The organism is Dyadobacter sp. CY347, assembly GCF_021502655.1.
Lineage (GTDB): Bacteria > Bacteroidota > Bacteroidia > Cytophagales > Spirosomataceae > Dyadobacter.
In genome coordinates this window covers 213908-228212 of sequence record NZ_JAKFFT010000008.1, presented here as the reverse complement: position 1 = coordinate 228212, position 14305 = coordinate 213908, and the positions used below count along the sequence as shown (strand labels likewise).

The 14305-nt window shown below is 44.4% G+C and carries 11 protein-coding genes and 1 tRNA gene; 2 read left to right on the top strand and 10 right to left on the bottom strand.

The window, feature by feature from the left end:
* Positions 1-43 precede the first annotated feature (43 nt).
* The 5 genes from L0659_RS19305 to L0659_RS19285 all read right to left on the bottom strand — a co-directional run bounded on the left by L0659_RS19305 (position 44) and on the right by L0659_RS19285 (position 6866).
* Positions 44-117, bottom strand: a tRNA-Pro gene (locus L0659_RS19305).
* A gap of 115 nt (positions 118-232) precedes the next feature.
* On the bottom strand, positions 233-3664 hold the full coding sequence (locus L0659_RS19300) for an efflux RND transporter permease subunit (protein WP_235128239.1): 3432 nt from the start codon (positions 3662-3664) through the stop codon (positions 233-235).
* Positions 3665-3695: 31 nt separating this feature from the next.
* Complete coding sequence (locus tag L0659_RS19295; protein WP_235128237.1) at positions 3696-4832, bottom strand: efflux RND transporter periplasmic adaptor subunit; 1137 nt, start codon at positions 4830-4832, stop codon at positions 3696-3698.
* Between the two features lie 50 nt (positions 4833-4882).
* Positions 4883-6250 carry a TolC family protein gene (locus L0659_RS19290; protein WP_235128236.1) on the bottom strand — a complete coding sequence of 456 codons (1368 nt, stop codon included), beginning with the start codon at positions 6248-6250 and terminating at the stop codon, positions 4883-4885.
* Positions 6240-6866, bottom strand: a complete 627-nt coding sequence (locus L0659_RS19285) for a TetR/AcrR family transcriptional regulator (RefSeq protein WP_235128235.1) — start codon at positions 6864-6866, stop codon at positions 6240-6242. Before L0659_RS19285 ends, L0659_RS19290 begins: the two co-directional genes overlap by 11 nt.
* 455 nt (positions 6867-7321) lie before the next feature.
* On the opposite strand from L0659_RS19285, the gene L0659_RS19280 reads away from it, so the two are divergent.
* On the top strand, positions 7322-8815 hold the full coding sequence (locus L0659_RS19280) for an arginine decarboxylase (protein ID WP_235128234.1): 1494 nt from the start codon (positions 7322-7324) through the stop codon (positions 8813-8815).
* A gap of 110 nt (positions 8816-8925) precedes the next feature.
* On the top strand, positions 8926-9054 hold the full coding sequence (locus tag L0659_RS26330; RefSeq protein ID WP_255727472.1) for a hypothetical protein: 129 nt from the start codon (positions 8926-8928) through the stop codon (positions 9052-9054).
* Here the strand turns inward: L0659_RS26330 and L0659_RS19275 are convergent.
* The 5 genes from L0659_RS19275 to L0659_RS19255 all read right to left on the bottom strand — a co-directional run bounded on the left by L0659_RS19275 (position 9051) and on the right by L0659_RS19255 (position 14302).
* Positions 9051-9581, bottom strand: a complete 531-nt coding sequence (locus L0659_RS19275; protein ID WP_235128233.1) for an HAD-IIIA family hydrolase — start codon at positions 9579-9581, stop codon at positions 9051-9053. The genes L0659_RS26330 and L0659_RS19275 overlap by 4 nt on opposite strands.
* A 12-nt stretch (positions 9582-9593) precedes the next feature.
* Positions 9594-10619 (bottom strand): uroporphyrinogen decarboxylase, encoded by a 1026-nt coding sequence (gene hemE / locus L0659_RS19270; RefSeq protein ID WP_235128232.1) that lies wholly within the window; start codon positions 10617-10619, stop codon positions 9594-9596.
* Between the two features lie 62 nt (positions 10620-10681).
* Positions 10682-11083: a hypothetical protein gene (locus tag L0659_RS19265; RefSeq protein ID WP_235128231.1), complete on the bottom strand. Its 402-nt coding sequence runs from the start codon at positions 11081-11083 to the stop codon at positions 10682-10684.
* Complete coding sequence (locus L0659_RS19260) at positions 11080-11754, bottom strand: DUF433 domain-containing protein (protein ID WP_235128230.1); 675 nt, start codon at positions 11752-11754, stop codon at positions 11080-11082. Before L0659_RS19260 ends, L0659_RS19265 begins: the two co-directional genes overlap by 4 nt.
* Positions 11755-11851: 97 nt before the next feature.
* Positions 11852-14302 carry a TonB-dependent receptor gene (locus tag L0659_RS19255; protein ID WP_235128229.1) on the bottom strand — a complete coding sequence of 817 codons (2451 nt, stop codon included), beginning with the start codon at positions 14300-14302 and terminating at the stop codon, positions 11852-11854.
* Positions 14303-14305: the final 3 nt, after the last annotated feature.

Below are 14305 nucleotides of genomic sequence, written 5' to 3'. Positions count from 1 at the left end.
TGCGCTAAAACCGAAAAAGCCCGGTCAAATGACCAGGCTTTTGTCGGGATGACAAGATTCGAACTTGCGACCCCTAGCACCCCATGCTAGTGCGCTACCGGGCTGCGCTACATCCCGAAATTATTGCTGAATGATTCAGCTCCCGAACTCTTTGGGGTTGCAAATCTAGGAATTTTTGGAATACTGCCTATTCCAATTTGAAAAAAATTGAGACAGGCAGTATTTTCTAATGCTAGATCGTTTCGTTTTGCCAATTCGGGTTCACAACTTCCTGCTTGCCCTTTCTGAACCACTTATCCCGCACACGCTCGTTAACATAATACATGCACGGAACCATGATCAATGTAAGTATCGTCGAGAATGTTAATCCGAAAATGATGGTCCAGGCGAGAATGTTCCAGAAAATGGAGCTCGGTCCACCCACGATCAAATGTGGTTCCAGGTTTCTGAAAAGACCTACAAAGTCAACCGTTATACCCAACGCCAACGGCACAAGACCTAACACAGCGGCCGAGGCTGTCAGTAATACGGGTGTTAACCTGATCGCACCGCCTTCGATAATGGCTTCCCGCATGGGGTAACCGCGACCACGGAGCTCTTCGATAAATTCAATAAGCAGGATCCCGTTTTTCACCACAATCCCGGCCAGTGCAATAATCCCTACACCGGACATAATGATGGAGAAATCCTTATTGAAAATAATAAAGCCCAGCAATACACCGATCAGCGACAACAGGATTGTAAAGAAGATAATGAATGGCTTCACAACCGAGTTGAACTGCGTCGCCAGGATTAGATAAATCAGCAGGATCGCCGCGCCGAATGCGGTTCCAAGGAAGGCCATTGATTCGTTTTGCTCTTCCTGCTCGCCGCCCATTTTGATAATATAACCATTCGGAACTTCCATATCCTGGATCAATGCCTGTATCTGTGCCACGATTTCATTGGCATTATAGCCCGGTAAAACGTCCGAGCCTAATGTTACGATCCGGCTTTGATCCTGACGGTTGATCTGGCTGAATGTTGTTGAATAATGAATGTTAGCAACCGAAGTGATCGGAACCTGGCGTAAAGCCCCGCCCATATTCATATCGCGGTAAACCACATTCAGGCTCAAAAGCTTCTCAATTTGCTCACGGTCATCTTTTTCCAACCGAACCATGATCGGATACTCGTCCTTATCATCCCTGAATTTGGAAACTTCCAGACCAAAAAGAGCGGTGCGGACGGCAAGTGCGATTTGTTGAGAGCTAATCCCCTCACGCTGTGCTTTTTCACGGTCAATGTCGATGACGATCTCCGGTTTGTTTGTTACCAGATCCGAACGAAGCTGGTCAATTCCTTCAATGCCCGATTGCTGCACTTTTTGCAAAACACTCTTTTCAAGTTTTTGCAGCACTTCAAAATCATCCCCGGAAATTTCAATCGAAATGGGTTTACCAGTCGGCGGTCCGACAGCTTCGCGTTCTACCGAAATTTCTGCTCCCGGAATGCCTTTTACAGCTTCGCGGATTTTGCGCAAAATGGCTTCTGACGAGCGTCCGCCGCGTTCTGTTCCGTAAACAAATGCAACAGTAACCTTGGATTTGTGCGGCGTTGCAGCACGGTCTGGGTTAAAAGGGTCACCGGCGTTTTTACCAACGTTGGCAATCACGGAGTTCACCATATCCATCGCTTTTTCTTTTTCCAAAACATCAAAAACCTTTTTCTCGATGATCTTGGTCACAGAATCGGTCACGCGCGCATCCGTTCCGATCGGCATTTTGTTATACACATACACATAATCAGGATCACCGCTCGGGAAGAAAAGCACTTTGGGTTGCACAATGCCGGTTAAGACAAATGTGAAGATCAACAGCCCGAATACAATCGCGATGGCAACAACCGGTCTCCAACCGCGTAACAGCCAATCGATCAGCTTGCGGTAATTGTTTTTCAAAGCGGGTAACAAACGGTCCTGGAATGGAACAAGGATTCTTGGTGTCAGAATATAATGGTTAAAAATCCAGAGAATCAGGATGAATACGAAGAAGTTACCAACGCCCCTGTCAATGAAATAACCGATCAGAGCTGCTACAACCAGGATGATCAAAGGCCGGCGGATGGCTTTAAAACTCGTGTCGTGTGCTTCTTTCTCATCATCGTGACGGCCCATGAACGACACGGCAAAAACCGGGTTCATGACATAAGCCACAAAAAGCGATGCCCCCAGTGTGATAATGAGCGTCAGCGGCATAAACTTCATAAATTCCCCGACTATACCCGTCCAGAAAAGCAGCGGAAAGAATGGTGCAATGGTCGTTAATGTTCCGGAAAGCACGGGGATAAATACTTCACCCGCCGCAGCCTTTACCGCCTGTTGGATCGTCCAGTCTTTATGGTTGTTGAAAAGCCTGTGCGTGTTTTCAATTACCACAATCGCGTCATCCACCACAAGACCTATACCTAGAAGGAAGGCGAAAAGAACGATGGTGTTCAATGTGAATTCTGTTCCTACCAATGGCCCGATAATGGGCATCATTACAAATGCGACCAATGCAGAAAGCGGCACGGAAAGTCCTACGAAAATCGCGTCACGAACGCCCATGAAGAACATAAGCACCATTACCACGAAGATAAAACCAAGAACAACGGTGTTGATAAGGTCATGCAAATCGGCCCTTGTCTGGATAGACTGGTCGGCGGTGATCTTCACATCCAGACCCGGAGGAAAACGGTCTTCCTTAAACTCGGCTATTACATTCTCAATCTTATCGGCAGCGTCCACAAGGTTTTCACCTGAACGTTTGATAACATTCAGTGTGATTACCGTTTTGTTGGCCAAACGCGCAAAATCCTGTTGTTCTTCAAAGTTATCAGACACTTCGGCCACATCGCCCAGCCGCACCGTGGCGCCTGTTGCAGTACGGATCCGAATGTTTGCCATATCAGCAACATTGGTATACTCACCTTTTACACGAAGCGTCCTGCGCACACCCTGCACATTCAGTTCACCACCCGAAACGTTGATGTTTTCACTCTGGATAGCCGTTTGAACATCGAAGAATGTCAGACCGGATGATTTCATGCGGTCCAGGTTCACATTGATCTGGATTTCGCGGTTTAATGCACCCAAAATATCCACACGTGTAATTTCCGGCAATGCTTCAATTCCATCCTGCAAGTCTTCCGCGTATTGCTTCAACTGTTTCAGGGAGAAGTTACCCGCAATGTTCACGTTCATGATCGGGAACTCCGAGAAGTTCACATCCTGGGCAGTGGGCCCTGAATCCAGGTTTTGCGGCAAGTCCGTTTTAGCCTTGTCAATCGCATCCCGGACTCGCTGGAGTGCAACTTCCACAGCCACATCCGGCGTAAATTCTACCAGGATTACGGAAACGTCCTGTAATGCATTGGATTTGATCTTCTTAACACCATTTAGCGATTTGAGCTGCTTTTCAATGGGTTTATTAATCGTGTTTTCAATATCCGCAGGCGCTGTCCCGAAGTAAATCGTGTTTATATAGATCTGCGGGATCTTAATATCAGGAAACTGCTCTTTGGGCAGGTTATTATAGACCATAAACCCGGCAAGCGTAATGATGAACGTAAAGATGTAAATCGTCGTCCGATTCTCTACGCACCAGTTGGTGAAGCCTAAGGTTTTATATTCTTCGAATTTCATAAATAGCTAATGTTGAATGAGATGAATAGCCTTAATAGCTTATCGGCTGGCCGTCGGAAACTTCCTGGTAACCCAATGTGATCAGCTGGTCGCCTGCTGTAAGACCGGAAAGGATTTCAACTTTTCCGTTGTAGCTCAAACCGGTTTTCACTTCCTTGGCCTTAGCAATTTTCTTGTTGCCTTCCGTTACAGCCACATATACAACATTCCCTTTTTCTGTGCTCTGAACATAATTCTGATCGATCGCCAGTGCATTTTTGCTGATCGCGTCATTGATCTGCACCTGTGCCATCATATTAGGCTTAATGTCTTTGCTAGTAGGAAGGTTTGCTTCAATTGTAAATGTCCGCGACAAAGGGTCCACCGCAGTGCTTACGAATGTGATCTTCGCTTTATATTCTTTTTTGAGATCAGGAAATTTGATAATCACTTCATCGCCTCTCTTCACGCTGGCAGCATAAGTATCAGACACTTTTGCAGTCACTTTCAGATTGCTCAGGTTAACAATGCGAACGACGCCTACTCCCGGAGAAGCCATTTCTCCCACCTTCACATTCACCATATCCACCACTCCGGACATCGGCGAAACAATGTTTGTCTGGGATAATTGCGCATTCAGGGTGCTCAGCTTTCTTTCCAAAGCCTCTTTGTTGTTCTTCGCCTGCAGAAACTGCACTTCGGTCCCGATCTTCTGGTCCCAAAGGTTTTTTTGCTTTTCGTAAATGGTGTTGGCCAGCGACATTTGCGTTTTCAATTCCTCAATGGACTCGGTAAGAATGCTGTTATCGATCTTTCCGATCACAGATCCAGCCTTTACATTATCGCCTTCACGCACATTCATCGCCACGATCACGCCGGCTGATTTTGGCGTTACCATCACATTGTTTTTCGCATCCACTGTGCCTTGCAATTCTACATAATGACGGAATGTTTCGGCATTTAATGTATCAATGCTTACCGGCTTTACTTTTGCCTCGGCAGCTTTGTTAGGATCCATTTTCGTGATCTCGATTTCAAGAGCCTTGATCTTTTTCTCTGTCTCAGAACGCTCCGATTTCAGCTTGGCCAGTTCTTCTTTTTTACCTGCAAGGCCTTCTTTTTTTTCTCCCCCGCCGCATGCTGAAAGCAGGACGGTCATGGCTGTAATAATTAAAATATGTCTTTTCATGATATAGGTAAATAGCAGTTTCAAATTTTGTTTTTGTGTTAATGTGATGCTTATTTTTCGGTATAAAGTTCTCCTTTGGCCCTGCTCAGGTCCACTTTGGCGATCATCAGGTCGTAAAGCGCTGTAAAATAGTTTGTCTGCGCTTCTTTAAGAGAAGATTCCGCATTGATTACCTCGATGTTTGAGCCAACGCCTTCTTTGTATTTGATCTTCGAAACACGAACGATCTCTTCCGCGAGCGTCAGGTTACGCTTCTGCGTTTCCAGCGTGGCAAATGCATTCTTAATGTTAATGCTCGCCTGGTTATTTTCAAGATCGATCGACTGTTTCAGCAATGTCTGGTTATTTTTAACCTTCTCGATCGCGATCTTTTTCTGGTTAATCTGGTATCTTTTGGTAAAACCGTCGAAAATCGGAATGTTCAGGTTAACGGTTAAGACCATGTTGTTATACCAATTGTCGGTAAACAACTGTGAAAATTTATCATAACCAGCATTGTATCCATATCCCAACGAAGCCGACAAGCTGGGCAGATAGCCACTCCGCACATTGCGCAGATCCAGGCCAGCCAATTTTTCCTGGGTGTTCAACAAAGAATACTCAATTCGGTTTTCGTAGTTAAGGTCGTTACTAACCAAAGATGCCCTGAGCGAATCGACATTCACTGCGTTGATGTCGTCCGTAAGCTTAATCGGCTCATTAGCAGGCATTGCCATCTGAAATTTCAGCAAAGCATAACTAAGTTCAATGAGATTCTGCACTTTTTGACGTTCCGTTTGCAGGTTATTGATCTGAACTTCGATCCTGTTTACATCCAGAAGTTCTACAAAGCCACTTTCATTCATGATTTTCGTTTCGCGCATGAGCGAATCCACACGGGAAATGTTGAGGTCAAGCAACTTTGCGCGTTCTTCGGCTACTTGTGCTGAGTAATAGGCTTTTGTAACAGCCTCAGCAACAGATATTTTTGATGATGTAGTCGATTTTTGCGACAATTCGCGATAGGTTGCCGCCGCCTTTAAACCGATAAAATAAGAACCGCTGAAAATGAGCTGGTTCAAATTCGCGGACGCCGAACCTTGCCAGGGAATCCCGAATTCCACCGCAGCAGGCGGCGCATCCGCAGGAGCTGTTTGGTCAAAAGCATTGGCGGGAAGGAAAAACCTTGGGATAATGATGTTATTGGTTACCGAAACGGCTGCGCTTAGCTGTGGTAAACCAGCCGCCCTGACTTCTCCAATGCGTGCCTCGGCTGAAAGTGCATCCAGTTGCGCATTTTTAATATTCAAATTGTGTTTGACCGCATAATCCACGGCCTGTTCTAGGGAAAAATTCCCATCCTGCGCGTGAAGCGGGCCGAAGCTGAGTAAAATTGCCAGCAGCATCAGGCTGCGGCGTATGATTTGTTCATTTTTCATGGGTATTGATTTCAATTGCTGATCTGTCTTTTATGGTGTTGTAATATTCAAATCCTTTCTCCGATAAGACGCCCCGCAAAAAGTGGAGCAGGAATTGCATTTGGGTATGCATCATGTTAAATTTTTTCTGCGGAAAAATAGTCGGGTCAAAAGCCATCACGATCTGTTCTATCCGCAGCAGCGAGAGCACATCTACATCTATATCAGGCCGGTAAAGTCCTTGCTCAATGCCTATGATCAGATTTTCACGGATGCTTTTGAGCAAAAATTCATGTTTATAAGTTTCAAATTGCTCCCAGGCGGTTGGATAGTATTTTTTCAGGTCGTATAGCAAAGCCGGGTTCATTTCAGAAAGCGTGTTCTGCATTTGCGTCGACGAGTACATCATTTGCTCAATCGGATTGGTTGCTTTCTCTTCCAGCTTCTCCATTTCACACTTCTGGTCCATAATCTCTTTCTGGATTACCAATGCTAAAATGGCTTCCTTATCCGAATAATGCTGGTAAATGGTCCGCTTCGAAATCCCCAGATCTTTGGCAATATCATCCATGGTAACGCTCTTGATCCCGTAGCGCCAGAACAGATTTAGGGCTGATTTTATAATTCGCTCTTTCACGGGAGCAAATTTGAAATATTCGGCTGAAATAAACTAAGAAAACTTTCAAAATGTTTAAAGTTTTCTGTTGCCAGGTAAGCGCTGATGCTCAGAGCGTAGCGACACAGATTTCAAATGGTGCCTGACAGCATAATTCAGAAATTACGCGCCTGTCTTTGCGGTTCGGGAAGTATAGATTTTTCGAAAATTGCATGGCTGATGGTTTGATTTGATGAAAGTCAAGAAAACTAACGCGCCAAAAGTAGGCTGGTAGGGGCAATGCGAACAATCGAAAATTTATTAAACGGATTATTTAAGGTATGAACTTGGCAAATCGGGAGATAAATTGCGTTGGTAAGGGAATGATTTAGATGTAATCGATGTTTGGAAATGACACATATTCTGACCAATTTTCGGGTCTTTTGTCTTAGTTATTAACTTCCAATTCACTAATTGCTATCGCGACAAACAAATCAATGAAAAGCTACATTGACCTGATTCAGCAGACGTTCGAGTTTCCTACTATGGAGTTCAACGTCGATAATAACGAATTGCTGTTCAACAATGTACCACTGATGGATATCATCAAAGAACATGGTACGCCGTTAAAAATCAACTATCTGCCGAAGATCGGGGAGCACATCGAAAACGCCAATATGTTTTTTCGCAATGCTTTCAAAAGACATAATTACAAAGGAAGCTACACTTATTGTTACTGCACGAAGTCTTCACATTTCAGCTTTGTGCTGGAAGAGGCTTTGAAGCATAATATACATCTTGAAACTTCTTCGTCTTTTGATATACCCATTATCCGCGAACTGTACCGCAGGGGCAAGGTAACCAAAAACACCTTTATTCTGGCAAACGGTTACAAGCTGCCGCGTTACACGCAGTATCTCAGCGAGTTGATCAATGAAGGATTTAATGTTATTCCTATCCTGGATAACCTTAAAGAGATCGAATCTTACGAACAGCAGGTGACAGCGGATACGGTCAATTTCGGGATGCGTATTGCAACGGATGAAGAGCCGAACTTTGCCTTTTATACGTCTCGTCTGGGAATCCGGTATAATGATGTGCAGCAGCTTTATAAGGAAAAGATTGAGTCTAATCCGAAGTTTAAGCTGAAAATGCTGCATTTCTTCATTAATACGGGGATTAAGGACAGTGCTTATTATTGGAGCGAGCTTACGAGGTTTATGTTCAAATACTGCGAAATGCAGAAAATTTGTCCTGAACTGGATTCCATCGATATCGGTGGCGGGTTACCAATCCAGACTTCTTTGCAGGCCGGATACGATTACCAGCAAATGATCGATGAGATCATTGAGAACATTCAGTGGATCTGTAACAAGAACAATGTTCCTGTTCCGCATATTTTCACGGAATTCGGAAGTTATACGGTTGGAGAGAGCGGCGCTGTTATTTACGAGATCATTGACAAAAAGCTTCAAAACGACAAAGAGCTTTGGTATATGATCAATGGCTCGTTCATTACGCAGCTGCCGGATTCATGGGGCATGAACCAGAAATACATCATGCTGCCGATCAATAACTGGGATAGTCCTTATCAAAAGGTCAATTTGGGAGGATTAACGTGCGATTCACAGGATTTTTATAACAGCGAAATGCACAGCGCCGATTTGTATATGCCGATTTTTGAAGAAGATTCGGAGAAACAATACATTGGATTCTTCCACACGGGCGCTTACCAGGAATCTTTGGGTGGTTACGGCGGCATTCAGCATTGCCTTATTCCTGCGCCGAAACACGTTTTGGTCGATAAAGATGAAGATGGCAAGATCGTAACGCGTGTTTTTGCAGAAGAGCAGAACAGCGATTCCATGCTTAAAATCTTAGGCTTCAAAGAAGAGTCGTTCGTTGTTCCTGAAAAGAATGTTGGAACAGAAATGGAACCGATCGAAGAAGAGGATGAATTGGTCGAAACATTAGCAGAAACAAAAATCTGACCATTGATATAAAGTTCTTTGAATGAGTTCGTTATTAGTCAAACTAAAACACTCATTCAAAGAATTATTTTTTATATTTTTGCGGTGACAAATTTTACACAAACAGGAAAATGAAAAAGACATTACTTCTCCTTGCGATTTGCGGCTCACTGGCATTTGCATCTTGCACCAAACATGCTTGCCCTGCTTACGGTTCTACGCAAAAAGCAACGCAACCAGCGCAGGCTGAAAGAGTCTAAATTTTACCTTCCAGGATTATTTTAGCTGCCTCGAACAAACTGACCGCAGCAAAATCACCTGTTGACGCTTCATTTTCTGGAACAATCTGAATTGTTTTCGCCCCCGCATTTCGTCCTGCCTCCATATCCCTGTCCCGGTCGCCGATCATCCAGGACTGCTCAACATCTATATTATATTTCGCAATCGCCTTTTCAAGCATGAGCGAACCAGGTTTCCTGGAAAGCGAAACGCCTGAAACATTCGGATGATAAGGTGAGAAATAAAGATCGTCCAATGCATTGCCGGATGCCTGCTGCATAGCTTCGTGAATGGCATAAACATTGTCAGCATTATAAAGTCCCTTCGCAATGCCAGCCTGATTTGTAATTACAACCAGCAGATAACCAGCCTTTTTCAAAGCTTGAAGTGCTTCCACAACGCCTTCGGGAATCACCAGTTTTTCCAACTCATACAAATAATCCGGGCAATCCTCATTCAGCACTCCGTCACGGTCGAGGAAGATGCATTTTGTTTTGGGTAGAGACATAAAAAGGAATTGCTAGGAAGAAAATTCTTTAACGGATTCGATGAAACAGCGCACTTTATCAGGATCAGTGTCCGGATAAACGCCGTGACCCAGATTGGCGATATAACGCTGTGTGCCAAATTGTTGCACCATATTCTTCACCTCTTTCCGGATCTGATCATAGGAAGCATACAGCACGCAGGGATCAAGATTCCCTTGAAGCGTTTTATTAGGGATCAGTTCTCGTGATTCCGCAATGTCCATATTCCAATCTAAGCCCACAACCGAGCAACTAAGCTCGCTAATGGCTTTCCGCGCGAAGAATGCGCCTTTGGCAAACACGGTCACCGGAACTTCATCAATAGCGTCGCAGATCTGCTTAATGTAAGGTAAAGAAAATGTGTTGTATTGTTCCGGCGACAAGATTCCGGCCCAGGAATCAAAGATTTGAACCAGATTAGCACCCGCCACAACTTGCGCTTTCAGGTAAGCAATCGTGCTATCCGTTATTTTTTGAAGCAATAAATGCGAGAATTCAGGATCGGCATAAAGATGTTTTTTGGCGACTGAAAATGTCTTAGAACCCTTGCCTTCCGTCATGTAACAGAAAATCGTAAAAGGCGCCCCGGCAAAACCGATTAGCGGAACACGTCCGTATAAGCCGTCTTTTGTCAGCTTAATAGCATCCAGCACATATTTCAAATCCGTTTCCGGCTCCGCAATGTGCAGTTTGTCAAGATCTTGAATTGTATGAACTGTTGCAGGAAAAATCGGCCCGCTTTTCTCCACCATTTCATAAGGCAATCCCATTGCTTCGGGAATCACCAGAATGTCAGAAAATATAATCGCCGCATCAACACCCAACAAATCAACTGGTTGCAATGTAACCTCGGCAGCCATTTCCGGCGTTGTAGCCAACTTGATAAAACTTCCGGCCTTCTCACGAACGGCCCTATATTCAGCCAAAATCCGGCCAGCCTGCCGCATCATCCAAACAGGCGTGCGTTCCGTTTTCTCCCCACGCGCCGCCCGAAGCAAAAGATCATTTTTCAATTCCATGCGGCAAAGTTAGGGAGAAAGAAGTAAGGTCACACCTTCGTTGGACAAGAAAAGTGCATTGGTTACAAACGCTCAAAAGCGCTACTTCTCGAAGTGCAGCGAAATGCAAACGGTCGCTGCTCCTTGCAGAGCTTTTTTATCTCCTGCCAGCGCCTGATGATTTGTTCAACCATTTCCCAATATTGATATCCGTTCTTTGATGGCGGACTTAGGAAACAAACGCCCACTTTATGTTCTTCAAAAAGGCGTCGTTGACTTTTAGTTCTATGGATGTTTAGATCTTGGGTAATTACCACGGCTCTTTCAGTACCAATTTTTGGCAACCAATCTTCATCCAGAGCGCCTTTTCCAAAAACGCTTATTATCGACACAACTTCAAAGTTATATCCTAGTGGTTTCTCTAAAATGTCTAATCCTGCGGCGATATGTGGGGAAATGTTTTCGTCAATGTAAATTCTCGTCATGCCGCGTGCTGGTGATAGAAAATGGCATCATTCACCTGTGCTTTCGTTAAGTCATAAAGTCTTTGAATTACTTCAACGGACTCGCCGCCGCGGAATAGATTAAATACACTCTCGGAAAGAATATTTGTATTGCCTATTACTGGCTGGCCAAACTGCCTTTTAGGATCAATGACAATACTGTGATCTTTTCCCAATGGGAAGAACCGTTCAGCAAGGTCGTTTTTGTTAAAATCTATTTTCCTGCAAAATGGCTCGAATATTTCTTTGATAGTTATTTGTAAAGTCTCGTCAGCCCGAATTATTTCTCCCACTTTGCCTGAAAACAAAACATGGCGGCCATCCGTGAGAATGTTGGATTTTGCAAATGGATATTTTGTTTCGAATGTTTCACCAAGCACTTTATGAGCCTTAATGATTTTTTGAGTAGTTACCCCTTCTTGCCTGAGCTGGTAAAAAGCGAAGAATTCAATTAATGTATAGAAGTTGGTTACAAGCTCGTTCCCGAAACCGTCTGAAAATCCCGGTTGATCGTCTGTTGAAAACTGGTTGTTCCAATAGTCTTTAAGCCATCTCCTGACTTTTGACTTGGGGAGGTGTAATATAGCTGCAATGTCAGGAACTGTATAAAGTCCTGTTCCTAGCCCAAAGGTTGTTTGCGTTTCGTCGTTCATTTTATTATATAGTGTGAAAATTGGTTTAAGCAAGTTCAAACTTAAACCAATTTTAAGAAAAACCATGACCTACAAACCCAGATTTTCTAAATGAGAATCAAAACCTAAAATTCACCCCAACCAGAAAATTCCTGCCTGCCTGCGGGAAGTAGAAATTCTCCTGTGTTAATGCACCGCCCGCGAAATATCCGTAGGTATAACCGTTGGATTCGTATTTTTCTTCGAGCACATTATTTACCAATAAATTAAAGGAAATCTCACGTGCCCAGATTGGTCTGATCGTCCAGGAGAGGCGGACGTCGTTGGTAAAATAGGCGTCCAGTTTGCGGGTTTCGGAAGAAGTGTTGTCCAGATATTGCTTACTTACATATTTGCTCAGCAATGCCAATTCGAGGTCCTTTCTGATTATGTAGGTCAGCTGGCTTCCGGCGATGGCATTGGGAGAGAAGGAAATGTCTGATTTCCCATGATTGATCGTGTTATAGTCGCCGGTGTCATAATTGATGACATATTCGGTGAAATCATTGATCTTGTTCTGGCTGAATGTGGCGTTTACATTCCATTTTAAAGATTTGCTCAGCGCAATTGCGCCTTCAAGCTCAATTCCTGTGCGGTAACTTTTTGGAACATTGACGCGAACTGAGTTGCCGACATCATTGATCTGGCCTGTTAAAACAAGTTGGTTTTTGTAAGCCATCAAGTAATAATTGGCCGAGAAACCAAATATGCCGCGTTGCGTTTTGAAGCCAGCTTCCACATTTTGTAATTGCTCGCTTTTTGGAAACAAACCAGCCGTTGAGGAAGTGAAATCATCGCGGTTTGGCTCGCGATTTCCTACGCTATAAGATGCATAAACCGAGCTTTGATCCGCCAGTTGATAGGTCAACCCTGCTTTTGGATTAAAGAATGAATAAGATTCGTCCGTTGCCAATGCAATCTGATCGTTGTCCGTTCCTTGAATGTTGTGACTTACATTTCGGAATTGCAAATCTGCGAATGCATTTAGCTTGGGCGTGAGTTGGTAATAAACTTTTCCGTAAATGTTAAAATCCTTCTTAATGCCTTTACTGTAATAATATTGATGGTCGTTTTCAATGTTCCCAGCGTTGCGTGCCCAGATGATGCGGCCATAATGATCGCCGTCATAGTAATTATAGCCGCCGCCGAAGCTCGCAGTCAGCTTTTTGAAACTGTTGTATTCCAATGAAAATGTGGAGCCGTAAAAATAATTATCCAGCCAGCGGCGACGGATCAGATCCGTGCTCGTAAGCGTATCCTGGCCCACTACGACATTGGGCAAATTGTAATTGCTATAATCATCACCCACCCGCGATTGCTCATAATATCCTAATCCTCGAACAAGAAATGCATTGAGGTTAAAAATCCATTTATCGCTTAAATTGTGCGACGAAACGATCTGGTAATGATCTTGGCGGTAATTATCAATTTCGTTTTTGTAAGTGTAAGAATTGTAAGTCCGGTCATCAGAGTCCAGCAAGTTCTGCGCATCTTTTTCTCCCAAACCATTGCGGTCAATGTAACTCAAAATCCCTTCGCGATCGCCACGCAATTTCGCTTCCGGCACGCCATTCCACGATTGGTAAGTCCGCTCATTTCCGGAAAACACATTTACCCGCACAAAACTCTTTTTACCAAAATAGCCTCCCGACAAATAATAAGAATGCAATTCCGAAGAAGCCCGATCCACATAACCATCCGACGAAACGCGCGACAGCCGTGCATCAAATGTAAACTTTTCCTTAATCAGCCCGGAACCGACTTTCAATGTGTTTTTGAATGTGTTGAACGACCCGTAAGAGTTGTTCAATTCCGCATAAGCTTCCTCGCGGAATGCATTGGTATTAATGTTAACCGACGCTCCGAAAGCCCCTGCGCCATTCGTCGAAGTCCCGACGCCGCGTTGAATCTGAATGCTGCTGACGGAGGAAGCAAAATCCGGCATATTCACCCAAAACACGCCCTGGCTTTCCGCATCGTTATAGGGAATCCCATTGACAGTCACATTAATCCGCGTTGCATCCGAGCCCCGTATGCGTATGCCCGAGTAACCTATGCCCGCACCAGCATCACTCGTACTCACGAGTGATGGTGTGAAGTTGAGGAGAACGGGCAAATCTTGTCCAAGGTTTTGTTTATCAATGGCTTCCGCTGTGACCGTGCTATATGCCATGGCGGATTTGTCATTGGCGCGTGTTGCGTTGATAATCACTTCATCGGCTTGGAATGTGCTTTTGCTAAGCTTAATTTCCAGCTGGTTATCATTGGTTAAGGGCAGCTTTTGGGTTTGATAACCAATGTATGAGACTTCTAATGCTCCAATGTTTTCGGAAATGTTGCGCAGACTGAAATTCCCTGCACCGTCGGTTTGTGTGCCGCGGATGTCGCTGGCTTTAATGGTTGCGCCGGGCAGTGGTTTTCCGTCTTCCGCATCGGTAACACGGCCGGAAATGGATCGTTGTGCGAATGCAGAACGGAAGGATAATGTGCTGATTATGAATATAAACAGATAGGTAGTAACGTTTCGCATTGC